The sequence below is a fragment of the Synechocystis sp. LKSZ1 genome (assembly GCF_040436315.1).
In the GTDB taxonomy this organism is placed as follows: Bacteria; Cyanobacteriota; Cyanobacteriia; order Cyanobacteriales; family Microcystaceae; genus Synechocystis.
Window position 1 is genome coordinate 1,487,864 of record NZ_AP031572.1, and the last position, 24,010, is coordinate 1,511,873.

The 24,010-nt window shown below is 52.6% G+C and carries 20 protein-coding genes; 16 read left to right on the forward strand and 4 right to left on the reverse strand.

Annotated elements, in window-relative coordinates:
* Positions 1-15: 15 nt before the first annotated feature.
* Complete coding sequence (locus tag ABXS88_RS07080; protein WP_353674478.1) at positions 16-4,110, reverse strand: response regulator; 4,095 nt, start codon at positions 4,108-4,110, stop codon at positions 16-18.
* 155 nt (positions 4,111-4,265) lie between these two features.
* On the opposite strand from ABXS88_RS07080, the gene ABXS88_RS07085 reads away from it, so the two are divergent.
* The 12 genes from ABXS88_RS07085 to ABXS88_RS07140 all read left to right on the forward strand — a co-directional run bounded on the left by ABXS88_RS07085 (position 4,266) and on the right by ABXS88_RS07140 (position 15,953).
* Positions 4,266-5,294, forward strand: a complete 1,029-nt coding sequence (locus ABXS88_RS07085; RefSeq protein ID WP_353674479.1) for a glycosyltransferase family 2 protein — start codon at positions 4,266-4,268, stop codon at positions 5,292-5,294.
* 112 nt (positions 5,295-5,406) lie between these two features.
* The gene (gene pssD, locus ABXS88_RS07090; protein ID WP_353674480.1) at positions 5,407-5,850 is read left to right on the forward strand and encodes a PssD/Cps14F family polysaccharide biosynthesis glycosyltransferase; all 444 of its coding nucleotides are present in this window, start codon (positions 5,407-5,409) and stop codon (positions 5,848-5,850) included.
* 77 nt (positions 5,851-5,927) lie between these two features.
* A complete protein-coding gene (locus ABXS88_RS07095) occupies positions 5,928-6,527 on the forward strand; it encodes a glycosyltransferase (RefSeq protein WP_353674481.1) in 600 nt (199 codons plus the stop codon).
* A 225-nt stretch (positions 6,528-6,752) separates the two neighbouring features.
* Positions 6,753-7,700: a sugar transferase gene (locus tag ABXS88_RS07100; protein ID WP_353674482.1), complete on the forward strand. Its 948-nt coding sequence runs from the start codon at positions 6,753-6,755 to the stop codon at positions 7,698-7,700.
* A 50-nt stretch (positions 7,701-7,750) separates the two neighbouring features.
* The gene (locus ABXS88_RS07105; RefSeq protein WP_353674483.1) at positions 7,751-8,077 is read left to right on the forward strand and encodes an STAS domain-containing protein; all 327 of its coding nucleotides are present in this window, start codon (positions 7,751-7,753) and stop codon (positions 8,075-8,077) included.
* Positions 8,078-8,090: 13 nt separating this feature from the next.
* On the forward strand, positions 8,091-8,978 hold the full coding sequence (locus ABXS88_RS07110) for a sulfotransferase (protein ID WP_353674484.1): 888 nt from the start codon (positions 8,091-8,093) through the stop codon (positions 8,976-8,978).
* A gap of 9 nt (positions 8,979-8,987) precedes the next feature.
* A complete protein-coding gene (locus ABXS88_RS07115) occupies positions 8,988-9,977 on the forward strand; it encodes a glycosyltransferase family 4 protein (protein ID WP_353674485.1) in 990 nt (329 codons plus the stop codon).
* The gene (locus tag ABXS88_RS07120) at positions 9,974-11,227 is read left to right on the forward strand and encodes a lipopolysaccharide biosynthesis protein (protein ID WP_353674486.1); all 1,254 of its coding nucleotides are present in this window, start codon (positions 9,974-9,976) and stop codon (positions 11,225-11,227) included. Before ABXS88_RS07115 ends, ABXS88_RS07120 begins: the two co-directional genes overlap by 4 nt.
* Complete coding sequence (locus tag ABXS88_RS07125) at positions 11,208-12,272, forward strand: polysaccharide biosynthesis/export family protein (protein WP_353674487.1); 1,065 nt, start codon at positions 11,208-11,210, stop codon at positions 12,270-12,272. Before ABXS88_RS07120 ends, ABXS88_RS07125 begins: the two co-directional genes overlap by 20 nt.
* Before the next feature lie 5 nt (positions 12,273-12,277).
* The gene (locus ABXS88_RS07130) at positions 12,278-13,702 is read left to right on the forward strand and encodes a hypothetical protein (protein ID WP_353674488.1); all 1,425 of its coding nucleotides are present in this window, start codon (positions 12,278-12,280) and stop codon (positions 13,700-13,702) included.
* 13 nt (positions 13,703-13,715) lie between these two features.
* Positions 13,716-15,059, forward strand: a complete 1,344-nt coding sequence (locus ABXS88_RS07135; protein ID WP_353674489.1) for an O-antigen ligase domain-containing protein — start codon at positions 13,716-13,718, stop codon at positions 15,057-15,059.
* Positions 15,060-15,257: 198 nt separating this feature from the next.
* Positions 15,258-15,953 (forward strand): aldehyde oxygenase (deformylating), encoded by a 696-nt coding sequence (locus ABXS88_RS07140; RefSeq protein ID WP_353674490.1) that lies wholly within the window; start codon positions 15,258-15,260, stop codon positions 15,951-15,953.
* Between the two features lie 69 nt (positions 15,954-16,022).
* On the opposite strand, the gene ABXS88_RS07145 is transcribed toward ABXS88_RS07140, so the two are convergent.
* A complete protein-coding gene (locus tag ABXS88_RS07145) occupies positions 16,023-16,799 on the reverse strand; it encodes a glycosyltransferase family 2 protein (protein ID WP_353674491.1) in 777 nt (258 codons plus the stop codon).
* A 153-nt stretch (positions 16,800-16,952) separates the two neighbouring features.
* On the opposite strand from ABXS88_RS07145, the gene ABXS88_RS07150 reads away from it, so the two are divergent.
* The 3 genes from ABXS88_RS07150 (at position 16,953) to ABXS88_RS07160 (ending at position 21,466) form a co-directional block, all read left to right on the forward strand.
* Positions 16,953-17,981 (forward strand): sirohydrochlorin chelatase, encoded by a 1,029-nt coding sequence (locus ABXS88_RS07150; protein WP_353674492.1) that lies wholly within the window; start codon positions 16,953-16,955, stop codon positions 17,979-17,981.
* A 302-nt stretch (positions 17,982-18,283) separates the two neighbouring features.
* Positions 18,284-19,309 (forward strand): phosphoribosylformylglycinamidine cyclo-ligase, encoded by a 1,026-nt coding sequence (gene purM / locus ABXS88_RS07155; RefSeq protein WP_353674493.1) that lies wholly within the window; start codon positions 18,284-18,286, stop codon positions 19,307-19,309.
* Between the two features lie 156 nt (positions 19,310-19,465).
* On the forward strand, positions 19,466-21,466 hold the full coding sequence (locus tag ABXS88_RS07160) for a M48 family metalloprotease (RefSeq protein ID WP_353674494.1): 2,001 nt from the start codon (positions 19,466-19,468) through the stop codon (positions 21,464-21,466).
* On the opposite strand, the gene dusA is transcribed toward ABXS88_RS07160, so the two are convergent.
* Entirely contained in the window at positions 21,454-22,455 is a 1,002-nt protein-coding gene (dusA, locus tag ABXS88_RS07165; protein ID WP_353674495.1) for a tRNA dihydrouridine(20/20a) synthase DusA, read from the reverse strand. The genes ABXS88_RS07160 and dusA overlap by 13 nt on opposite strands.
* A 96-nt stretch (positions 22,456-22,551) precedes the next feature.
* Here dusA and ABXS88_RS07170 point away from each other — a divergent pair, with 96 nt between their 5' ends.
* On the forward strand, positions 22,552-23,550 hold the full coding sequence (locus ABXS88_RS07170; protein WP_353674496.1) for a CHAD domain-containing protein: 999 nt from the start codon (positions 22,552-22,554) through the stop codon (positions 23,548-23,550).
* On the opposite strand, the gene panD is transcribed toward ABXS88_RS07170, so the two are convergent.
* The gene (gene panD, locus ABXS88_RS07175; RefSeq protein ID WP_353674497.1) at positions 23,530-23,994 is read right to left on the reverse strand and encodes an aspartate 1-decarboxylase; all 465 of its coding nucleotides are present in this window, start codon (positions 23,992-23,994) and stop codon (positions 23,530-23,532) included. The genes ABXS88_RS07170 and panD overlap by 21 nt on opposite strands.
* Between the last annotated feature and the right edge of the window lie 16 nt (positions 23,995-24,010).

Consider the following 24,010-nt stretch of genomic DNA (forward strand, 5'->3'; position numbering starts at 1 on the left):
AACAGGCCCAGTCCCCTACAGTAAATTGAGGTAGGCCACCAACGCTTCTCTTACTTTCGCATACTCTACTCGTAATGATTGGGCGAGTTCTGTGGCCCCTGCGAGGTTTCCCCCTCGACCCAAATTTTCCAGTTGTTTACAGCTCTGAGCAAAGGCCAGGGCCCCGAGGTTGGCACTACTAGAACCTAAGCTGTGGGCCAGTTGGCGGACTTGCAGGGGATTATCGTCGGCGATGGCCGTTTGCAATTGGTCGAGGGCAATGGGGGTCGTTTCAAGATAGTTGGGGATGATCGCTTGCAGAATCTCAGCGCCTCCCATGGCCCGAATGCCTTCAAGAATGGGCTCATCCAAGCAGGGGGCGGCGGGTTTCGAGGCCGGATGTTCTGGGAACGTCGGGAGCGCGGTGGCGGAGGATGGCTTTGGGCTGGCGTGGGGTTTCACCCGTTGCAGGGCCGCAATTAATTCGGGTTCTCGGATTGGTTTACTGATATAGTCATCCATACCAGCCTGGAGACAGTTTTCTCGGTCTCCCTGCATTGCGTAGGCCGTTACGGCAATAATCCAAGGCTGTTCCCAGGGAAGGGCCGTGGCTCGTAAACGACGGGTTGCGGTCATGCCATCCATTTCCGGCATTTCCACATCCATGAGCACCACATCGTAGGGAACTTGCTGGAGCGCTGGAATCACTTCTGCTCCGTTACTAACCACATCGGCCCGATAGCCCAGTTTTTGTAATAGTAGCAAAGCAACCTGTTGATTAATACTGTTATCCTCAGCCAGCAGAATCCGTAGAGGACTCAGGGTTTTGAGCAGGGCATCCCTTTCAGGGTGGGAGAAGGGAGAACGTGTGATTTCAGGAAAGGTTTTTTTCCAGTTTGGTAGACCATCGATGACCGTTAGGGGGGGGCGACAGACCACATCGAGCAACAGATTATAGAGCTGGGATGGTTTTAAAGGGGCCTGGAGCCAACCGGCAAATTCCACTTCGGTGCGTTTTTGTAGTTCTGCGGGAGAGAGTAGAAAGGGGGCCTGGAGAATGATGGGCAGGGCCTGACCGGCTGGGCGACGACGAATGGCTTCGGCGAGTTCAATGCCATCCAACTCCGGCATCCGTAAATCCAAGAGGGCCAAGTCAAAGGCGGGTTCCTGATTGAGCCAGAGCAGGGCCTCCCACACCGACCCCGTGGTCAGGGTTTCCATCCCCCAGGCGCGGGTCAACTGACTCAACCACTGGCGATTAATGGCATTGTCATCCACGACCAGCAGGCGTTTTCCCCGTAATTCTGGATGCTCTGAGGGGATTAGGGAACAGGTCGTTACCCCCTGGACCGGCACCGTGAAATAAAAGCGAGTTCCCCGTTCTGCAGCGGTAGCGGGTTGACTCGGCCAAGTTGCGGGCGGCCAACCGGCCATGGCCCCTTGGCTTTCCATCCAGATTGTTCCTCCCATGAGATCCACCAATCGCTTACAGATGGCTAACCCCAGGCCTGTTCCTCCGTACTGGCGCGTCACGGCCCCGTGGGCCTGGCTAAAGGATTGGAACAGTCGGGATTGTTGTTCTGGGGGGATACCGATGCCCGTATCTTCGACCATGACCTGGATTTCGTAGCGCTGTTGCGTAGCCTCTAATGCCTTTGCTTCCAGTACGACCGTGAGGGCCCCCTGTTCGGTAAATTTCACCGCATTACTCAGTAAATTCACTAAAACCTGACGCAAACGCGTTAAATCGCCGAGAACCGTCGCTGGCACCGCAGGGCCAATGCGATAGACCAAGTCTAGACCTTTGGTAAAGGCCTGACCGGCAATCAAGTCCAGGGATTCCTCTACCCAACGTTGGATCTCCAACGGATGACGTTCCAGGGTCAGCTTACCGGACTCAATTTTAGAAAAATCCAAAATATCGTTGATCAGGGTCAACAAAGTTTCACCACTACTACGAATGGTTTCTGCAAACTGTTGTTGTTGGGGGTTGAGGGACGTATCGAGGAGCAGGCCAGTCATGCCGATGATGGCATTCATGGGCGTGCGGATCTCGTGGCTCATGGTGGCCAGGAAGTCACTTTTGGCCCGATTGGCCATCTCTGCCACATTTTGGGCTGCTAATAATTCTTCATTCTGCTGGGTGAGACGTTCGCGGCTGGCGCGTTCCTGGGCCAAGAGGGAGGATTGGGCGAGGGCAATCCCCACCTGGGCGGCGACGGATTCCAATAATTCCACATCAGCTAGGCTCCAATGTCGGATATCGTCGCATTGGTGCAGGGCCACTAACCCATTGGCCTTACCTTGATAGGATGTCCGAACCATGAGCAGGGATTTGATCTGGAGGTGTTCACAGAGGTCTTTTACCGCCGCTAAGCGAGAATCTTGCAGAACATCATCGATCACAACGGCCTGGTCTCGGCTGAGAATTTTCTCTATCTGAGCATGATCGTTGAGGGAAATCGCCAGCGAAAGCATAGAGGGCGTATCCAGCGTCGTATATTCCGCCACACAGGGCAAAGCGAATACCGGCTCTTCCTGATAGAGATGGATCACACAACGACTGGCCCCCAAGCTTTGACCTAAACGATTGACTGTGGTTTGAAAGATTTTGGCGGGATCGAGGCTTTGGCGAATTTCCTCCGTCAGGGTTTTCAATAATAAGGTGCGCTGATATTGTTTCCAAAGAGAGGCTTCAGCGTATTGTCGTCGTTGGTCGTTACGGTAGGCCTCAATGATATTGGTACAGGTGATTAACAACGGCTGGAGGTAGTCGAGCAGGGCCGACTCATAGCCCCCCTGCGCCAGGGCAATGATTCCCACCATGAGTTCATTGCCGTTATCCAGGGGAATTCCTAAAAAGGTTCCCCCAAATCCATCGAGATCGCTGTCCTCAGCCAGAATCAGCGGCGCTTCCCGCTGGAGCACACGGTTGACCAAGCGCCGAAAGTGGGAGAACTCTACCCCGGTGATTTCTGGCAACGAAACGTCCGTCAGACTCTGAATTTTTTGGGCCGGTTTCCCCTCAGTTTTGAGGTAGGCTTCCTGAAGATAGGCATCTTCCTCCCCCGAAACATACACTTCCGCCACCAGACCGTAGCGACTCTGGGTGAGTTGCAACAGAAGCCCCAATAAATCATCAAAGACAATCTCCGGTTGTACGGCCCTAATGAATTGAGACTGGAGATGGCTGATCACCCGCAACAATTGGTGACTTTGCTCCAGCTCGGCTTGTTGCCGCTGGCGGAGCGTTACATCCTGGTATAGCCAAAGATGACCATAGTACTCTTGCCCCAGGAAGATGGGCACATAATCCCGCTCTAAAATGTCTCCGTTTTTAAGTCGTAATTCCTCCTGAGTGACCAGTTGCCGTCGTTCTAAAATCTCCGCAACCCGCTCTAAAAAGGCCTCGGGATCTGCAAATAAGTCCTTAGCAGCGTTGGCCGATTCCCGACAGTCCATGCCGATCAGGGCCTCTGGGGGAACTGGAATGCCAAAGAGCCGACAAAAGCTAGGATTGGTTAAGCGAATCTGGCCCTTCTCATCCTCTACTAAAATGCCTGCCTGTAGGTTTTGGATCAGAGCACTGAGGCGGGAAGTTGTGGCTTGGAGTTCGGCTTCGGTTCGTTTACGTTCCTCCAGTTCCTGTTGCAGTTGGTAATTGAGAAATGAAAGCGCATGGGTACGTTCTTCCACCCGCTGTTCTAGTTGCTGGGTGACGACTTGTAGTTGCTGATTTTGCTGCTCTAGGGCCTGGGTCAATTCCCGTAGACGTAGGTGTAAGCGCAGGCGAGCCAAAAGTTCTTCAGCGATAAAGGGCTTGGTGATATAGTCCACGGCCCCCAATTCCAAGCCGATGACTTTATGTTTGGCATCACTCAAGGCGGTGGTGAAGATCACGGGGATATCCTGGCTTGCCGGCTCGGCCTTGAGTTGCCGACAGAGGCTGAAGCCATCAATATCGGGAAGCATCACATCCAGCAAGATCAGGTCTGGAGAACACTGTTTGACCTGGGCCAGGACACGATGGCCCTCCATCTCAACGCGTACCTGATAGCCGGCTTTGGTGAGAATGTGGCTGAGGATACTTAAATTGTCGGGGTTATCGTCAACCACGAGGATGCTGGCCATTGGCAGAAAATTCAGGGAGGAAAGATTCTTTTACTGTAGGCGGAGATTTTGGGTCGAGGCTAGGCTATCAGCCAAAAAAGTTAGACACAAGTTAGGCCCGATCACAGGAATGTCTAGTGGAGGATAGGATCAGTCGCGTTTGGTAAGGTATCCCCATGAAACTAGTCTCTGTGATTGTTCCGGTCTATAACGTTGAAGTCTATCTCGCCGATACGATTCGCTCCGTTCTCGCCCAGACCTATCCTCATTTTGAGCTAATTCTAGTGGATGATGAGTCCCCCGACCAAAGTGTGGCCATTGCCGAATGTTTCACGGATCCTCGTCTTAAAATTGTGCGCCAGAAAAACCGAGGCCTGGCCGGGGCCCGCAATACCGGAATTCGTCATGCCCAGGGAGACTACTTAGCTTTCTTAGATGCTGATGACCTCTGGTTACCGGAAAAATTAGCGAAACACGTCCAACACCTAGACGCCAATCCCCAGGTCGGGATCAGTTTCAGTCGTTCGGCCTTTATCGACCAAGCGGGCCAATCCCTCGGGTTATACCAGATGCCCCAGCTCACCGACATCACCGCCGAGCATCTCCTCTGCCGTAACCCCATCGGCAATGGGTCGGCCCCCGTCATCCGTCGCCAAGTCTTTGAAGCAATCCGTTTTCAGCAAAACCGCACCGGCATCGTCGAAGACTTCTACTTTGATGAAGATTTCCGTCGCTCCGAAGATATTGAGTGCTGGTTGCGCATCAAGCTCCTGACGGATTGGCAGTTGGAAGGGATTCCCGAGGCCCTGACGCTTTACCGAGTCAATGAAGCCGGTCTGTCCGCCGATGTGGAACGCCAATTTGAGTCCTGGCAACAGATCATCACCAAAACCCGCACTTACGCCCCGGAACTGATCGCGCAATGGGGCGATGTCGCCAAGGCCTATCAATTACGTTACCTGGCCCGTCGAGCCGTTCGTTTCAAAGCCCCCCAGGCCGCTGTCCCCCTCATCCACCAGGCCCTGGCGGCCCATTGGCAAATTGTCTTAGCGGAACCCCGTCGCACCCTTTTGACCCTGGGAGCGGCCTATCTCCTCCAGCAATTACCCTTGCCCCTCTATAGCGCCCTAGAATCAGGGGCCGTGACCATCACTGGGGCCCTGCAACGCTCGAAAATTCAACGTCAATCCCTGGCCAAGGCCTAAAAATCAGCAAGAAAGGCCTGAACTTAGACAATCGCGTAGGCCTGATCACCGATCCGGGGTTGAGATACTGAAAGTTGAGCCAGTTCAGTAATTTCTCGTAGGCCTTCAGGTTATGAAAGTTGTCCTAGTTAGTTCCACCGGTGGTCACTTCAACGCCCTCTGCCAACTCTCTTCTTTTTGGCAACGCCACCAATGCACTTGGGTTACCTTCCGCAACAGCACCACCGAAAAAGTTCTCCAGGGCCAACCAACCTTCTGGGCCTATGGCCCGACCAACCGTAGCCTCAAAAACCTTGTGCGAAACCTTCTGCTCTCGGCCCAGGTACTCCAGCAAGCAAAGCCTGACTTGGTGCTCTCCACCGGAGCTGGGGTTGCGGTTCCCTTCCTGATCCTGGCCAAGTTGATGGGCATTAAAACTGCTTTTTTAGAATCCTTTACCCGCGTCGAAGACCTCAGCCTTTCCGCCCGTTTGGCCCTGCCCTTCATCGACAAGCTCTACGTCCAGTGGCCCCAACTCCAGGACAAATACCCCCAGGCTGAATTAATTACGCTTTAAGCCTTACTTCTAATTTTTAAGAACTTTTACTTTTTAAGTTAACGACTCCCCTGTTCCCCTCTCTTCCTGTCACTACCATGATTCTGATTACCGTCGGCACCGAAAAATTTCCCTTCAACCGCTTAATGACCTGGATTGACCGCCTCATTGAACAACAGTTCATCAATCCCAACGAAGAAGAAATTATTGTCCAATACGGTTCCTGTACCATCCAACCCCAGGGCGTTAAAGCTTATCAAGTCCTCCCCAGCCAAGATTTTCAGGCCCTCGTCGCCGAAGCCCGCCTGATCATCGCCCATTGTGGCGAAGGCAGTATCGACCTCCTGGCCAAAGCCGGTAAGCCCTATATTCTTGTTCCCCGTAGTGGCCAATTTGGAGAGCATGTCGATGACCACCAAGTAGAATTGGCCCGTAGCCTGGCCCGTCAGCAGGTGCCCATCGCCTATACCCCTGGTGATCTGGTTCGTTTTCTCCAGGCTCCTGTGTTTGTGGAAATTCCTGCAACCCCGACCCAATACTATGCCCAGGCCAGTCAACTTCTCCACCAGGACTTGGTGACACTAACTACGCCGAAAACTCGTTCTAGCCGCGCGTTGCTTCCTGGCCTCGCTTCTCTGGCCAATATCGGTAACTGGGTGGCCCGTGTCCCTGCGGTTTTTTCCCAAATCACTGCCTAGATCACCAAATTATCTAATTAAATATTGGTATTTTGCTGGCCCTGCACTGGCGCTTAATCTGTCGTTTTTAGTAATAGTTAGGCCAAAGGACAGAAGTTAGACAAAAAAAAGCACAAAGTTAAACATCGCAGTCAACAGGAACGTAGATCTGAGCCGGCCAAAATAAAAGTATCGACAAAGAAAGCACCGCCGCCCGAATCCTTCCCCAGTCCTTAGGAGTTTACGATGAGCCAAGTCCAACTGATCGAAATGCCAGTCCACTTCACCCTAGCGGAAATCACGGATATCCACGGGGCCTTAAAGGAACTGTTACGGGAAACGGTCACCCTCAAGCGCATCGTCTTTGACTTTGCCCAAACCAACTTTATTGATAGCAGTGGTGTTGTTTATCTGCGTCAATTTTGCCAAGCGGCGCAACGGGCCGGCATTGAACTCCTGGGCTGGAGTTTGTCCCCTCAGATTAAGTCTCTCCTCCAGGCCTCCCACCTCGACCAATGGCTGGAAATTGACCTGGATACGGAAGGGGTGATTCGTCTCCAGACTGAAGACAATAAAGATTTGCTCCATCCCTCGGTGCGTTCTGTGGCCAAGCGGGCCATCGATATTGTGGGAGCCTTGGTTGGTTTGACGGTGACGGCGGTGTTGTTTGTCCCCGTGGCCATCGCCATTAAGTTAGAAAGTCCTGGGCCAGTTTTGTTTAGCCAATTGCGCTGTGGCCATCAGGGCCGTACCTTCCGCATTTGGAAATTCCGTTCTATGGTCGCCAATGCCCCAGAACTGAAGCATTTAGTCGAGAACCAAATTAAAGGGGCCTTCTTTAAGAACGAAAATGACCCCCGCATCACCAAAATCGGTCGTTTGCTACGCAAAACCAGCCTCGATGAGTTTCCCCAGTTTTGGAATGTCCTCACGGGTGATATGAGCCTTGTGGGAACCCGCCCCCCCACCCTCGATGAAGTGGCCCAGTACGAACCCCACCAGGGCAAACGTCTCGATGTTAAACCCGGCCTGACGGGGGAATGGCAGGTGAATGGCCGCTCACAAGTCCTGGATTTCGAGCAAGTGGTGGCCCTGGATCTGCGTTATCAAGAACGCTGGAGCCTCTGGCATGACCTGAAATTAATCTGGAAAACGGTCACGGTTCTGCTCAGCAAACGCAGTGGGGCCTGTTGATTTTTCCGCTTTTTTTAACTGACTAATCTAAAACTTTTTGGAGTCAACCCATGAACTTGAACCTCCCCGCAATCCATCCCACCATGCTTGATGTCTCCGGTGCGATCACTGTCGAAAATGCCCCCGCCGTCGAGGCCCTGTTGACGGAAGTGATTCAGACCCTACCGCATGATCACGTTGTCTTGAATATGCAAAAGGTGGATTTTCTGGATAGTACCGGCCTGGTGGTACTGGTCAGTGCCTGGCGCTTAGCCCAGGATTTAGGCAAACAATTGAGCCTATCTGCTCTCACACCAGGGGTGCGCCTGATTTTTGACCTTACCCAATTGGATCGCGTCTTTCATCTCATCGAAGAATCTGCCCAATTTACATTCTAAGCTTCTCTTCACCATGACTCTCCCCAATTTCCTCATTGTCGGTGCCGCTAAATCAGGAACAACGGCCCTGCATACCTACCTGCAACAGCATCCCCAGATCTACATGACCCCCGACAAGGAAACCAATTTCTTTGCCTTTCAGGGGGAAACCCTCCACTTTCAAGGGCCCGGGGATGAGGCCATTAATTCTTTTTCCATCACTGACTTGGCCACCTACGAACAGTTATTCGATGGTGTGACCCAGGAAACCGCCATTGGTGAGGCCTGCCCCCTCTATCTCTACCATCCCCAGGCCCCCCATAACATTGCCCAGATGCTGCCAACGGTGAGGTTAATCATCATTCTTCGTAACCCCGTGGATCGGGCCTATGCTAACTTCCTTCACTTAGTAAGGGATGACCGGGAACCCCTCGACTTTACCTCGGCCATCGCCGCTGAGTCCGAACGCATTAACAAGCATTGGGAATGGTTTTGGCACTACCTCCAACAGGGGTACTATGGCCCCCAACTCCAGCGCTACTACGAGTTATTTCCCGCAAACCAGATGAAAGTCTATCTCTACGAAGACCTGGTGAAACGGGCCGATTGGCTACTCCGAGATATTTTCGACTTTCTGCAAGTTGACCCCGATTTCCAGCCGGATATGTCCGTGCGGCCCAATAAATCTGGTATGCCTAAAAACCGCTTCTTGCACCAGTTACTCACCAAACCGAACCCGATTAAAAGTCTTCTCAAACCCCTCTTTCCGGCCCAACTGCGGCAAAAAATTCAACACCGCAACCTAGAAACCCCTAAACTAACAGCAGAGATGCGTCAGCAGTTGATTAATTCCTATCGGGTTGATATTCTTGCCTGTCAAGACCTGCTCCAGCGGGACCTCTCGGCTTGGCTCACGGTTTAGCGATTCAGCATGGCTCCCAGCAAACCTACGATTTGGCACATCATCGGCGATAAACGGGCCGGTGGTTCCAATCGCTTTGTGCAACAGTTGAGCGAGTCCTATCTCCAGGAACAGTTTTATTTTGTGACCCTGCGTCTGGAAGCGGCCCAGGCGAGACTCCGCCAAGAAAAGCCGGCCTTGATCATTTTTCACTATCCCTGTGCCTGGAAGTATCTAGCGGCCCTATTTAACTTCACCACCAATGCCCCTCTCTGGATCTGCGACCATCACTATTGCCGGGGCTTTGAACAACGACAGGTGCGCTCCCGCTGGCGCTTTCGGCTACTGCTCAAACTGGCCTACGGCTTAGCGGATGGGATAATTGCGGTTTCCCAGGGCCAACGCCAATGGATGGTCGATGCAGGCCTGGTGAAAGCGGACAAAATCCGGGTGATTAAGCCGGCTTCTATCCTGACGGAACTCTTAACCCTGCCCCCAAAAGTTCCTGAAAAACCGCTGATTCTAGGGTCCTATGGTCGTTTTGCCCCCCAAAAAGGCTTTGATCAGTTACTCCAGGTGATGGCCCCGCTTGACCCAAAGCAATTTCAACTGCGTCTAGGGGGCTACGGGCAGGATGAGGAAAAGATACAAACCTTGGCCGCCAACCTGCCCCAGGTGCAACTGGTGGGCTCGATTCCCCAGGTTCCCGACTTTCTGGCCCAGTGTGATCTGGTGATTATTCCCTCGCGCTGGGAACCCTTTGGTCTGGTTTGTTTGGAAGCCAAGGCCGCCGGTAAACCTGTGTTAGTTACCGATGTGGATGGCCTACCAGAGCAAGTCCTAGCCGGTATGGGGGCCATTTTACCCAGCGATCAGCCGGAACAATGGGGAGCAATCCTCACCCATCTGGCTGAACAGGATTTGGTCGCCTGGGGCCAACGGGGCCGGGCGACCGTGGAACGGGCCTGGGAAAATTGTTTAGAACAGTGGCAGTCTTTTCTTAGCTCAGTGGCCCTATGAAACAATGGCTCCAGCAAAAAATCGCTCAAATTGATAGCCCCTTTGTCCGCAATGTGGGCTGGTTGGGCAGTTCCGGGGCCATCATTCGAGTCTCACGCTTACTAGCCACGATTATTCTGGCCCGCTTTCTCACCCCCCAGGACTACGGCTTAGCGGCCCTGGTCTTGACGACGAATGAGTTTGTGCGAGTGTTTACGCGCAATGGCGTGGTGGCCCGCTTAATTCAAGTAGAGGCGGAGAAATTACCCTATCTGACCCAGGCGGCCTATTGGCTCAATTGGGCCATGTTTATTGGCCTGTTTTTGATCCAATGCCTGGTGGCTTTTCCCATTGCCTGGTTCTATCGAGACCAGCAGATTATTTTGCCCATCTGTGTCATGGGATTAAATTTACTCTGGATTCCTCTGGGCCTGGTGCAAGCGGCCCTCCTGCAACGAGAAGGTCGGTTTAAGGTAATTGCTCTGACGGAACTGGTGCAAATTTCCACGGATAATCTGCTCTCGGCAGTGTTAGCTATTGCCGGGTTGGGCATGTGGGCCATTATTTTGCCGAAGATCTTGGTGGCACCGATCTGGGTCTATATCATCACCAAAAATAATCCCTGGCGACCAACCGAGAAATTTAGCACTCAGCATTGGAGTGATCTGTTTGGCTTTGGGCGCAGTGTCTTGGGGGTGGAGTTGCTCAATACCCTCCGGGCCAATCTGGATTATCTGATCATTGGGCGTTTTCTCAGCCTAGAGGCCCTGGGGTTGTACTATTTTGCCTTCAATGCCGGATTAGGGATTAGTTTGGGCATTATCACCTCGATCAAAGCGGCCCTTTTGCCCCACCTCTGCGAGGGCCGGGATACGCTCCAGGAATTTCGCCAACGCTACTACCACAGCCTCAAAACCATCGGTTCGATCATTACGCCCCTGGTGGTGTTGCAATCCTCCCTGGCCCCTTTTTATGTTCCCCTGGTTTTTGGCCAACGCTGGACTGAGGCCATTCCCATCTTGATCCTGATCTGTCTGTCGGCCCTGCCCCGGCCCTTTGCCGATTCCGCTTCCCAGTTACTGTTAGCCATTGATAAACCGGAGTTGGATCTGTACTGGAATCTCGGTTTTACGGCCCTGTTTGCCGGGGCTTTACTCCTGGGGGTACAAGGGGGAAGTTTGGGGGTTGCCTGGGCCGTCTTGCTGAGCCATTGGCTCTGTTTACCGCTGTTTATCTGGTGGACGTCTCGCTATGTCTTTAAAACTGCTTAAGGGTTGGCTGACTGTCCTGGGATGGACTTGGATGTGGCCGGTTTCGGCCCTGCCCCTGTCCCCCGGCGATCGCCTGGAAGTGTCGATTCCCAAGGATACCTATTTTGCACGGGTCTATGAGGTGAACCAGGACGGTAATTTAGAAGTTCCCTTTGTGGGGTTGGTGCCCGTATCTGGCCTAGAACCCCCGGAAGTGCAAGCCAAATTATCTGAGATTTTAATTGCTCAAAAATTCTTTCCTCCCCAACGCCTACAACTGAGCGTACAGATGGTGGCCTGGGCCCCGGTACAGGTGAGTTTAGCCGGGGAATTGTTTCAACCAGGCCGGGTGTTAATTAATGACCCCAAGGATAATCCCCCCACCGCCATTAGTGACACCAGTCGTCAGATCACCGGCAGTAATCCTGTTCAGCGCTACCTAACGACGGCGATCCGGGCCGCCGGGGGCGTTTTACCCACCGCCGATGTGACCCAGGTGCAATTAATTCGCCAGGGCCAAGCCACTATAGTGGATCTTTCGGGTATTTTTAGCGGTCAACCGATCCAGGATTTACCCTTGATTAACGGCGATCAGATTATTGTGCCTCGATCAGAACGGTTCCAAAACGAGCTCATGCGGCCTTCCCAAATTACACCGCCGGGGATTAAGGTGTTTGTCTCTAACTTAACCGTGCCGGCCACCAGCAACGCCACCTCGGCCGTCGGAAACCAACAGGAGGGGATCACCTTTCCCTACGGCGCCCGCTTTAGCCAGGCCGTCATCTCGGCCAACTGTGCCGGGGGGATTAATGCCACCAACGCCGACCGCCGGGCCATGCTGGTACGGGTGGATAGTCTGACGGGAAAAACGACGACCGTGGAGCGTCAGGTGGAAGATTTACTCCGGGCCTCGACGAACAATGAAGAGAATCCGCCCCTTTTTCCGAGGGATGGTGTGGTTTGTTATGATTCGACTGTGACCAGCCTACGGGATCGCTTCCGGTCTATTTCTGACATTTTGAGTCCTCTCAATCCGATCTTGCTCCTCATCAATCTCTTCAAATGATCGATATGGCTTCCCAGCCTTCTTCCCCGGCCAACGTTGAGCCGATGACCTACGGTACCTTGCCCTGGATTCGTTTCGCTAAGTACCTTGTGGTTGCCGGGCTGGTCAATGGTTTGGTCTGGTCGCTATCCCTCGGTTATCTCAAAAAAGCCAAGCCGGTCTATACCAGTGAATTGGTGTTGAATATTGCGGGGGCAGGCCAGGGGGTGAATGTCAACTTGCCGGATGTGGGCCAGGCCATTACTTCCACGACCACAGCCTACGGTTCCACCGCCGATCCCCGCGAAAATTACAAATTGATGACCCTAGGGCCGACGGTTCTCGGTAAAGCGGCGGAGGCTCTCGACCTGACGGAAGAGCAACTGGGCCAACCCAAGGTCAAAATTATCAATAACACCACCATGATGGAGATTACCATTACCGGCCTGACTCCTCAGAAAGCACAAGCCAAGGCCTGGGCCATCTACAATGCCTTGACCCAACGCCTCACGATTCTCCGGGACAATGAACGTTCTCAACGGGATCGAGCCATCCAAGCCGCCGTTACTGAGGCCCAAAATAAACTCACTAGTGCCCAGCGCCAACTCTCCCTCTACCGCTCTCAATCGGGTCTCAATTCCTCGGAGCAGGTCAGTAATTTGATCAGTAGTATTGAAGCTCTCCGTAAACAACGGGCTGAATTAGTTGCCCAAGCCCAACAGTCCGGTGATCGCCGCCAAAAATTATCTGCGACCCTTGGTCTTTCTCCCCAACAAGCCGCTGAGGCCCTGCTCTTGCAAACTGACCAACAATTCCAAGCAGCCCTCAAAGATTACAGTACCTTGACCCTAGCTTTAAATACCCTGCTGGAAACTCGGGGAGAAAACTATCCCGATGTGGTAGAAACCCGAGATGCTCAAACCGCGGCCCGTACCCTGCTCCTTAAACGGGGAAAAATCCTGCTCGGTCGTCCCCTGGATCAATTGGCCCTAGAACGCCTCAGCTTAGATAACAGCAATGGGTCTGGGGTCAAACGCAGTGAACTATTTCAACAATTGGTGCTAGCTGACAGTGATTACCAAGGCCTGATGGGCCAACTCCAGGCCCTCAGTCAACAGATCCAAGACCTGGAAAAACGCCTAGCCAGCCTGACGCAAAAGCAATCGATCCTCGACCGTCGCCTACGGGATCTACAAATCGCCGAGGCCATTTTTACCTCCACCCTCGCCAAGGTCGATCTGGGCAAAAGCGACCCCTACGGTTCCTTTCCATTGTTAGAAATTGTGGAAAATCCCAGTCTTCCCAGCGAAGCCACGGCCCCTAAACCCAAACTAGTTATCGCGGGTTCCCTGGGTGGTTCCCTACTGATTACCCTGGGGCTGACCCTTGCCTGGTGGCGATCGCCGATTCTGCGGTTTAGTAAAAAAGCGATGCGGGATATTTTGGCCTAGTGGTGTGGCAACGATGACGGCGAACGAGTCTATCCCAACAGGTAAGGTATTCATTTCCAAAGAAGTTATTCCCAAGCAAGCCATTCAACCAGAAAACTTTCCCGAACGCCTGGTCTGGTACAGCATGATCTGGACTTACGGCTTTTATGTGATTGGGGCGACCTATATTGTGGGCTCCCTGCTGAGTTGGATTCTGACCTTTTATCTCCTGCTGAAACTCTGGATCCAAACGGAAGACACCCCAGAGACAGAAAAAATTCGTATTCCCTTTCTTGTCTGGGTCTGGATTCTCGGCATGATCGGCATGGAAGTCGCTCTAATTGTTGGTTCTCTGGACTTTGACCTTTCCACTGGGGAAATTATTAAATCCTCCATCGGTTGGGCCAAGGGTTGGGCCGCCCTGGCCCTCTATCCCCTGGTTGGCGTTTTAAATATTAGACCCCAAATTATCTATCGGGCCACCTGCATTATTTGCCTGCACACTTTGCTCCTCTCTCCCATCCTCATTCTCGCCCCTATTCTCCACTTTCCTGAAGTTCTCTATGTTTCCCCTCTGCGGGCAGTGGGCGGGCCAAGTGATCAATTCTTTGATGTCTCCTTTTACGAAGTCGATTTTGATGGCCAGATCCGTCAGCGCCTTTTTACCCCCTGGGGGCCAGCCCTGGGCTTTGTGGCCAGTACCTACTTCATCCTAGCCCTGAAGGAAGAAGATAGAAAATGGCGCTGGTTTGGCATCATTGGCTCGATTTACATGGGTTATATCTGTAAGTCTCGGCTAGCCTTAGTCTCCCTGCTATTCACCCCTGTTTTTACCGCTCTTCTCGCTCGTCTGGGCCGTCCTGCCATTTTGATCCTGTTAGGCCTGGGTAGTACCCTATCAGGAATCTTTGCACCCAATATTGTGACCACCATCGATACGGTGATGACCAAATTCACTGAAGCCCGAGCCGCCTCCAGTAAAGTCCGTTCCATCCTCAAGGAAATTGCCGGCCATCGTTGGGAAACGGAAGCACCGATCTGGGGCCATGGGGTAGTGGAAGCCGGGCCCCACGTCGCGGAATTTATGCCCATTGGTTCCCATCACACTTGGTATGGTCTCCTCTTCGTTAAAGGCCTGGTAGGATTTTATTCCTTGGCAATTCCGATGGTCTTGAGCTTTATTGTTTTGGTCTTTAAGGCCCAACGCAGTCAAACCGCCCGAGCCGGTCTAGGCATTCTATTCACCTTATTTCTGTATACTTTTGGGGAGAATTTGGAAATCCTGGCTTATCTTTACTGGCCCGGTCTGATTATCATGGGCAGTGCCTTTAAAATAAGGCCGTCAGCCCCTCAGAGTGACCACGAGATCCCTTCTTGATCCCTGGAAAAATCCCCAGTCCTGGTCTGGCCCTATCATCTCAATAGAAGAAGTTGAGGTGTTACCAAGGGAGCCCTTAGGTTTTGACTAATCCAGAGGAATTAGAATAGAGTAGAACCTGAAATTTTAAAATAAATGGCCACGGCGTAGCATGAGCCATTGCAACATCCCATAAGAATTTAGGAGAAAGAAGTCCCTATGCCAGAGCTTGCTGTACGCCCAGAATTTGACTACACCAGCGCGACCTACAAAGATGCCTATAGCCGCATCAATGCCATTGTCATCGAAGGAGAACAAGAGGCCTATAGCAATTATCTCCAAATGGCAGAACTCCTCCCTGAAAGTAAGGATGAATTGGTTCGTCTCGCCAAAATGGAAAACCGTCACCGGGCTGGCTTCCAAGCCTGTGGCAAAAACTTAGATGTAACCCCCGACATGGCCTATGCTGAGGAATTTTTTGCGGCCCTGCACCGTAATTTCCAAACGGCCTTTGCTGAAGGTAGAATCGTCACCTGTCTGTTGATCCAGGCCCTAATTATCGAAGCCTTTGCCATTGCTGCTTACAATATCTACATTCCCGTAGCTGATGACTTTGCCCGTAAAATTACGGAAGGCGTTGTCAAGGATGAATATACCCACCTCAACTTTGGGGAGGAATGGCTCCGGGCCAATTTTGAAAGCGCGAAAGCAGAGCTAGAAGCGGCCAACAAAGAGAATTTGCCCATTGTCTGGCGGATGCTCAACCAAGTTCAGGACGATGCCAAAACCCTCGGCATGGAAAAAGAGGCCCTAGTGGAAGATTTTATGATCAGCTATGGTGAGGCTCTGAGCAATATCGGCTTCAGTACCCGGGATATTATGCGGATGTCTTCCTACGGCTTAACAGCAGCCTAGGCCCTGAAGCGACCCTACCTTTATTTATGATCCCCCAAAATTGGGGGATTTTGTTTTGTGGCAGAATCATCAGGCCGACGTTAACCAGAACTTAGCAATGTAGCCCAGGGCCTTAACCCCATCACGCCAGTTAATTTTTTTCCCCTCGGCGTAGGTGCGGCCATAGTAGGCTACGCCCACCTCATAGATGCGCCAGCGATGACGAGAACGGGTTACCTTCATGGTGAATTCCACCTCAAAGCCAAAGTCATTACAGGTCAGGGCCAAGTCTTCTAGGACTTCACGGCGAAACATCTTATAGCAGACTTCAATATCACTCAGGTTGATATTACAAATCAGATCGATCAAACTGGTGATGATTTTATTGCCTAAGTAGTGGTGGAAGTAAAGTACTCGGTGGGGATTGCCGTAAAAACGCGAACCAAAGACCACATCGGCCCAACCCTCGGTAATTAAGCGCCACATGGGTTGCCAGTCCTGGGGATCATACTCCAGGTCAGCATCTTGGATAATCAGCACCTCCCCAGAGGCCGCTTCAAACGCCGTGCGCAGAGCGGCCCCTTTGCCTTGATTACGACGGTGGAAAATCAGCTTGACCGATAGAAGGGCCGACGCGAACATTTCAGGGGCCAGCTCATCGGGCAGAAAGTCGAGGCCCATGGGTTTGGCCTGGCCATCTGCTTCCCCAAAGGTTTCCACCAACCACTCCCGCGTGCCATCGGTGGAGCCGTCATCGACCATCACAATTTCCTTTTCCACTTGGGGCAGTACCAGGGCCACCTTGGCCAACAGCAAAGGCAGGGTATGAATTTCGTTATAAACGGGAATGATGACCGATAACTTCATGTCGGGGAGGGCGGCGACTTAAAAAGCCCATTATAGAGCGTGGGGGTTCTCCTCCAACTCAGCAACGGCAATGCCTCGGTGGTGCATAGACGCAATCCTGTACTGCCTGCCATAATGAAGCTCTCTGCTAAAACCTCCAATGCTTGAACCCGAATGGTTATTTCTACTTCTCAGGCCAATCCTGCCACCACGGCGACGCTACAACTGCCGCCCCTGCCTTATTCTCGCCCCCTGCTGATGATTGGCCATGGTACTCGTGATCAGGATGGTCGCCAAACCTTTCTCGATTTTGCTCAGGCCTATCAACAGTTAGATACCAGTCGGCCCGTCATTCCCTGTTTCTTGGAGTTAACCGAGCCTTCGATCCAAAAAGGCGTGGAGGCTTGTGTGGCCCAGGGCTTTACGGAAATCTCTGCCCTCCCCATTCTTTTATTTGCCGCCCGCCACAATAAATTCGATGTCACCAATGAGTTAGACCGCAGTCGAGAACGCTATCCCCAGATCACGTTTTCCTATGGCCGCCATTTTGGCATCACCCCTTCCATTCTTGAACTCTGGCATGACCGCTTGGCTGCATTGGATAGCCCAGCAGCTAATCCTAGACAAATTTCCCGTGCTGAAACGGTGCTTTTATTTGTGGGCCGTGGTTCTAGTGACCCCGATGCCAATGGCGATGTTTATAAAATGGCCCGGATGCTCTGGGAAGGAAGCGGCTACCAAACGGTGGAAACCTGTTTTATTGGTATTACCCATCCCCGGCTAGAGGAAGGGTTTCGTCGCGCCCGTCTGTATCAGCCTAAACGAATTATTGTTCTGCCCTATTTTCTCTTCACCGGGGCCCTAGTCAAAAAGATTTTTCAGATCACGGCCCAACAGCAGGCGGAATTCCCCGAGATTGACATGGTTTGCTTGCCCGAAATGGGAGTACAGGCTCCCCTATTAGCCCTTGTCCGCGAACGAGAAATCGAAACCCAATTGGGCCAGGTGGCCATGAATTGCGAGGCCTGTAAGTTTCGCTTGGCCTTTAAGGCCCAGGGCCATTCCCATGGGCACGATCATCACCACCACGGGCATGATCATAGCCATCATCACCACGACCATAATCATGATCATGACCATTCTGCCCCCGACCCCTACGCCAACCTAGCAGACTACCACGGACGGATTTGGCAGGCCCCGTAGCTTGTCTCGCCGTTAAGTTTCCGCAACTAAAGGGCCGTTCCTCCAGGGGATGCGCGAGGATGAAAGTAGGAATGATCCACCCTATTCAAGTAGGGTGATTTCTGGAGGTTCCCATGTTGAGTACCTATCTCTACCCTGATTCCCTCACCTACCTGCTGGTGAAACTGGTTGTTCTAGCGATTGTCGTGCTTCTCTGGTTGGCTCTGACAACGGCCCCAGTGGTCTGAAGTAAAAGAAAAGCTTGAGCGCAATTCCCCCTAGCCCTTAGCATGGAAAAAAGTTATTGCTCAGGATCATAGTCTATGGATTACCGGGAAGCGGGGGTTGATGTTACCGCTGGTCGCAATTTTGTCGAGCGCATTCGCCAGGGCGTGGAAAGTACGTTTCGGCCCGGTGTCCTCGGTGGCTTAGGGGGCTTTGGCGGCCTGTTTCAACTGCCGAGCGGCTATCAAGAACCCGTGCTGGTGTCGGGTACCGATGGAGTTGGCACAAAACTGAAAATTGCCCAGGCCCTGGATCAGCACGATAGCATTGGCATCGACCTGGTAGCCATGTGTGTCAACGATATTTTAACCAGTGGTGCAGAGCCGCTCTTTTTTTTAGACTACTTAGCCACGGGCAAACTAGAACCAGAGCAATTGGCGGCGGTTGTGCAAGGCATTGTTGAGGGCTGTCGGCAGAGTGGCTGTGCTTTGCTGGGGGGAGAAACGGCGGAAATGCCGGGTTTTTACGGCCAGGGAGAGTATGACGTTGCCGGCTTCTGTGTCGGCATTGTGGAAAAAAGTAAAATTCTCGATGGTTCTCAGGTGGAACTCGGAGACCGGGCCATTGCGGTCGCCAGTAGTGGGGTACATAGCAATGGCTATAGTCTTGTCCGTCGCATTGTAGAGAGCCAGGGTCTGAGTTGGCGGGATTATCCGGCTGAACTAGGGGGCCAAAGCCTGGGAGAAATTTTTTTAACGCCGACTCGGCTCTATGTAAAGCCTATTTTGGCCCTGCTTAACTCGGGTATTGGGGTTCATGGCATGGCCCATATTACCGGAGGAGGCCTACCGGAAAATCTGCCTCGTTGTCTGGGGCCGGGCCAAGCGATTCAAGTGAAATCAGGCAGTTGGGAGGTTTTGCCCATCTTTCGCTGGCTCGAAAACGCAGGTCAAGTTCCGGAAGCGGCCATGCTAGAAACGTTTAATCTGGGTGTGGGTTTTGTGGTTTTAGTCAGTCCAGACCAGGCCCTGACGACCCTAGATTTTTTCCGAAGCTATGATTTAGCGGCCTACGACATTGGCCAGGTGATTCCGGGACAAGGGGATTTTCAACTCCAGGCCTAGGAGCACTCCAGAGCCTTCAACCCAATCTGGGGCCTAGGCAACAAGGGAAACAAGGAGAACTGGGGTATCTCAAATTGGGAGAGTATTTGCGACTTTCCCCGACAAACAACGATAATTAGTATCGTCTTGGTTGCTGACCCCAGGCTGTCTCCTGCTATGTCAAACCCCGCTGATATCCTCCCTCTCCTTGACCGTGGCCTAGCCGCTTTACAGCGCCAGGACTATCGCCAGGCTATTGCTGACTTAACCACTTGTTGTCATCAAATTGTAGATGCCCAAGACCCTTACTTTGTTAAGGCCCAGATGGCCTTAGCCAGAGCCTACCGGGGCCTGGGAGATACCCAAGCGGCTATAGAGCTTTGTCAAACCCTGATTAACCATCCCGACCGGGAAGTGAATCAATGGGCCTGGTCCTTGTTGGCCCTTTTGGATCAAGGAGAAGCACCGGCAGACCTAGATGCGATGCCGACTACGGAATTTAAGGCCCAGCGGGCCGACAAAAATCGGGTGCACGTCAGCTTACCCCGCGTCGCCGATAGCTATTTCTTTGTGTTGTTGATGGCCATCCTGACCCCCCTATTGCTGGGGGCCTTACTAACGATGGGGATCGGCTGGATTTTGGGTCAGAAAGCGTTTTTACCCTTACTCTACCTTGGGCTGGGAGTAACCTTCCTGCTGAATGGCTCGGCGTTGCTCTTCAGCAATATTTTAATGGATTGGCAACAACGACACTTTTACCAAACCCAGTGGATTAATCTCGGGGAAGTGCAAAAGTATAGCCCCGAAGCGGGAGAACTCCTCCTACGGATTTGCCGCCGCCGCAATATCAAACTACCGCGCTTGGGGTTTATTGACGACCGCCGACCGATGATTTTTTCCTATGGAATTTTCCGTCAACAGAGTCGTCTCATTGTTAGCAAAGGGGTGTTTCGTTACCTGGACAATGAAGAAATTGCCCTGCTCTACGCCCACGAACTGGGCCATATCCTGTCAGCCGATAGTATGCTGATGACCTTCGTCAGTGCCTGGGGCCAGGTCTTTTACAGCGGCTATGGCCTGCTATACCAGGTGATTCAAAAAGTTCCAGGGCCAGGGGCTTGGCTATTGTTGATCCCCACTAGCCTCTGTTATGGTCTGTTTCAGATCAATCAAGCTTGTAATCTCTATTTTTCCCGGTCGCGGGAATACTATGCTGACCATTTTGCCGTTGAACATACTGGCAATCCCAATGCCCTGGTTCGGGCTCTGGTCAAGCTCTCCAAGGCGATTGTCAAGCAAGAGCGTCAAGCGGAGAAACCGGCCCTTTTTCTGGAGGCCCTGCGTAACTTCGGCATCTATGATCCCTTGACCACGGGGACTTGTGAACGGGCCAATCGCTTTGTCCCCCAAACCATTTATCGGCTTCTGGCCTGGGATTGGTCGAATCCCTGGCATTCCCTACTTGCCTGGCGCAGTTCCCATCCTCTTCTAGGCAAGCGAGTTCTGCTCCTTACCCACTATGCCGAGCAATTGGGCTTAAACACCGAATACCATCTGGCCTCCGCCTACTATCTCCCGTCTGAGCTGAAGCCCCCCCAGCGCTATCAACGCTTGACTGGGGAAATCTTTATTGCAAATCTGCCGATCCTCGGGGCCGTCCTGGGGAGCGGTCTAGCCCTGCTTTCTGGTGTCAAAGCAACGATGGCCTGGAACCAGGGCCTACTGCTGGGGCTAGGACTGGGCCTACTGAGCCAAAGCCTGCTACGACGTTTTCTGAGTTTATCGCTATCGGCAAAGGATATTTTAACCCTCCTGAGTGAACCGGCCCTCAGTCCCGTTCAGGGAACAAACATCCAGTGGCAGGGCAAGCTCCGTCTTCGTCAGTCTGTGCCAGGAAAATGGCCCAAACTCTATTTCCATGACCGGACGGCGGTTATCCCTGTGCGTTATCCCTACTGGTTGCATTGGCAATTTCCCTTTCGTTCTCCCGTCAAGGTTTTAGAACCCTTTTTAGAGCATACCTGTACAGTCACGGGCCAAGTACAACGGGGCCTGGTTCCCTACTTAACCCTGTATCGTGTGACGGCGAAGGAAAAGCCCACAGTCCATAGTTATGCTGCTTGGCCCGCCTACGGTCTTAGTCTCGTTTTCCTGGTGCTGGCCTACTATTGGCGGTGAACTCCCGCATTTCCCATACCGGCCAGGGCCTCGCGGAGGGTTTGGGGGCCGGCTTCCGGTCGGTGGGCATTTTCACTGATATGGCGTTTCCAGGCCTTAGTGCCCGCCTGGCCCACAAAAAGATTGAGCAAATGGCGACTGATGCTGTGGAGTTTCCAGCCCTTCTGCGTCCATTCTTCCACGTAGGGAAGCATGCCTTCGATAATCTCCTGACGACGGGGAATGGGGGTTGATTCTCCGTAAAAATCCCGGTCTACAGTCGCTAACAGATAGGGCTGGTCGTAGGCGGCCCGGCCGATCATCACCGCATCGACATGGGCCAAGTGGTCTCGGGCTTGGGCCAAGTTGGTAATGCCGCCATTGATTTCAATCCCTAGCGGGGGAAAATTCCGCTTGAGCTGGTAAACATCGTCGTAACGCAGAGGCGGAATCGTTCGGTTTTCCTTGGGACTCAGGCCCTGGAGCCAGGCCTTGCGGGCATGAACCGTAAAACGTTGACAACCCCCATCGGCTACAATCCGCACAAAGTTGGCCAGATCCGAGTAACTATCTTGGTGGTCAATGCCAATGCGATGTTTTACCGTTACCGGAATTTGCACCCGTTTCTGCATCGCTGCAACGCAACGGGCCACCTGCTCCGGTTTGGCCATTAGACAAGCCCCGAAATGACCATTTTGAACTCGGTCACTGGGACAGCCGACATTTAAGTTAATTTCGTCGTAACCCCAGTCTTGGCCAATCAAGGCACAGTCCGCTAATTGTTGGGGATCGTCGCCCCCCAATTGCAGGGCCAGGGGATGTTCTAGGGGGGAAAAGTCTAGAAGCTTAGAACGATTGCCGTGGAGAATGGCCGCCGTCGTGATCATTTCCGTGTAAAGCAAAACCCGACGACTAATCTGACGCAGAAAGTAGCGAAAATGCCGGTCGGTATAATCCATCATCGGCGCGATACTCAGGGGATTCATCAAAGCAGAGGAAGAATGCGTCACAGGGCCTTTAGCTTTTTTTACCTAGCCTTTAATTCTATCGCCTAGGATGGAAATAGCCGGTGTCAGGCTCCGCCAACTCAGGAGCAGGAGGTCAGGGTGAAAACAGACGTGCCAGCTACAAGCTTTGGGGATTGGGCGATCAGGGCCCTAGAACGCCACTACAAAAAGATTCTTAAACACGAGAAAAAAGTTCTCCTCGACCGCGATCCCGAAGAACTCCACCAAATGCGAGTCGGGATGCGGCGGCTACGCACAGCCATGGTAGGTTTTAGCCGGGCGGTTGTTCTACCGAAGGGGGTCAATGAAAAAAAAATTGGTGCCATTGCCCGCATTCTGGGCCAGTTGCGAGACAATGACGTTCTCCAGGCGAGCCTGACCCAAGACTACCAATCCCAATTACCAGAAAAAGAACAAGAATACGTCCAGAGCGTTCTAGCCCATCTCCAACAGCAACGACAACGAGCCGTCCAGCGGACGCGAAAAACCCTGACCCACGCCAACTATTTTGCTCTGAAGGATAAGCTCCAACAATGGTTAGCGGCGCCTCAACTGACCGCCATTGCCGATCTGCCCATTACAACAGTATTACCCGACTTGCTCTTGCCCCAATTTAGTCAATTACTCCTGCATCCCGGTTGGCTTGTGGGCCGGTCGCTGTCCGGTGCTATCCCCCCCAGTCTAGAAACCCTGGCCCCGGAGCAAGAAACCTTGCTCCATGACCTCCGCAAAACAGCCAAAAGAACGCGCTATCAAATGGAACTCTTTACGCCCTTTTACAGGGCCGATTATCAAGACCTTTTGGACAAAATCAAGGCCCTCCAAGAAATTCTAGGGGCCCTACAGGATAGCTGTGTGTTAAGGGAAATGGTGAAGGATCACGACCGAATGCATACTCCTGAACCAATGCCACGGTTTGAAGATTGTCTCCAACACCATCGTCATCAGTACTGGCTAGAATGGTTGCCTCTCCAGAGCGACTTCCTCGACCCAGACCATCGCCAACAATACCGGACGCTCCTTCAGCATTGCCAGGCCCTAGAATCGATCCCATCTCCCGAGCTGATTCCAGCCAACTCAGGGGAGAATGACGGCTGAGGAACTGGCGAGTTCTGCGGGAAGATCTTCTGGGATGTTGCAAAAGGCCACCCCTTGGCCCTGGGGAATCAAGCGCTGGTGATAAAAGGCCTCAATGCCATTATCGGGGCTGGCTACTAAAACCTTGGCTTCGTGGCCCGATTGCAGAACCTCCTGCCGTTCCCGCTGTTCATAGGCGTAAATAATCAAGAGATCCCCCGGTTGACAGAGGAGAGCCGCGCCGCCATTGGGACAGACTTCACGACTACCGCTCTGGCCAGGAATCGCATAGGTAGAAAAGCGCTGGCCATTATTGAGGTTGACAATTTCGACTTCTTCTAACGGTAGAATACCGACAGTTGCTAACAAATCAGGGTCAATAGTAATACTGCCGACATAGTTCACGTTGGCCGCTGTCACCTGCACCCGATGCAATTTAGCGTGCATTAGTCGAATCATTCCCATGCGTCGTTCCTACGAT

Excerpts from the sequence above, each read along its gene's own strand:
- ABXS88_RS07080 (WP_353674478.1), bottom strand. The coding sequence starts at position 4,110 with ATGGCCAGCATCCTCGTGGTTGACGATAACCCCGACAATTTAAGTATC.
- ABXS88_RS07085 (WP_353674479.1), top strand. The coding sequence starts at position 4,266 with ATGAAACTAGTCTCTGTGATTGTTCCGGTCTATAACGTTGAAGTCTAT.
- pssD (WP_353674480.1), top strand. The coding sequence starts at position 5,407 with ATGAAAGTTGTCCTAGTTAGTTCCACCGGTGGTCACTTCAACGCCCTC.
- ABXS88_RS07095 (WP_353674481.1), top strand. The coding sequence starts at position 5,928 with ATGATTCTGATTACCGTCGGCACCGAAAAATTTCCCTTCAACCGCTTA.
- ABXS88_RS07100 (WP_353674482.1), top strand. The coding sequence starts at position 6,753 with ATGAGCCAAGTCCAACTGATCGAAATGCCAGTCCACTTCACCCTAGCG.
- ABXS88_RS07105 (WP_353674483.1), top strand. The coding sequence starts at position 7,751 with ATGAACTTGAACCTCCCCGCAATCCATCCCACCATGCTTGATGTCTCC.
- ABXS88_RS07110 (WP_353674484.1), top strand. The coding sequence starts at position 8,091 with ATGACTCTCCCCAATTTCCTCATTGTCGGTGCCGCTAAATCAGGAACA.
- ABXS88_RS07115 (WP_353674485.1), top strand. The coding sequence starts at position 8,988 with ATGGCTCCCAGCAAACCTACGATTTGGCACATCATCGGCGATAAACGG.
- ABXS88_RS07120 (WP_353674486.1), top strand. The coding sequence starts at position 9,974 with ATGAAACAATGGCTCCAGCAAAAAATCGCTCAAATTGATAGCCCCTTT.
- ABXS88_RS07125 (WP_353674487.1), top strand. The coding sequence starts at position 11,208 with ATGTCTTTAAAACTGCTTAAGGGTTGGCTGACTGTCCTGGGATGGACT.
- ABXS88_RS07130 (WP_353674488.1), top strand. The coding sequence starts at position 12,278 with ATGGCTTCCCAGCCTTCTTCCCCGGCCAACGTTGAGCCGATGACCTAC.
- ABXS88_RS07135 (WP_353674489.1), top strand. The coding sequence starts at position 13,716 with ATGACGGCGAACGAGTCTATCCCAACAGGTAAGGTATTCATTTCCAAA.
- ABXS88_RS07140 (WP_353674490.1), top strand. The coding sequence starts at position 15,258 with ATGCCAGAGCTTGCTGTACGCCCAGAATTTGACTACACCAGCGCGACC.
- ABXS88_RS07145 (WP_353674491.1), bottom strand. The coding sequence starts at position 16,799 with ATGAAGTTATCGGTCATCATTCCCGTTTATAACGAAATTCATACCCTG.
- ABXS88_RS07150 (WP_353674492.1), top strand. The coding sequence starts at position 16,953 with ATGGTTATTTCTACTTCTCAGGCCAATCCTGCCACCACGGCGACGCTA.
- purM (WP_353674493.1), top strand. The coding sequence starts at position 18,284 with ATGGATTACCGGGAAGCGGGGGTTGATGTTACCGCTGGTCGCAATTTT.
- ABXS88_RS07160 (WP_353674494.1), top strand. The coding sequence starts at position 19,466 with ATGTCAAACCCCGCTGATATCCTCCCTCTCCTTGACCGTGGCCTAGCC.
- panD (WP_353674497.1), bottom strand. The coding sequence starts at position 23,994 with ATGGGAATGATTCGACTAATGCACGCTAAATTGCATCGGGTGCAGGTG.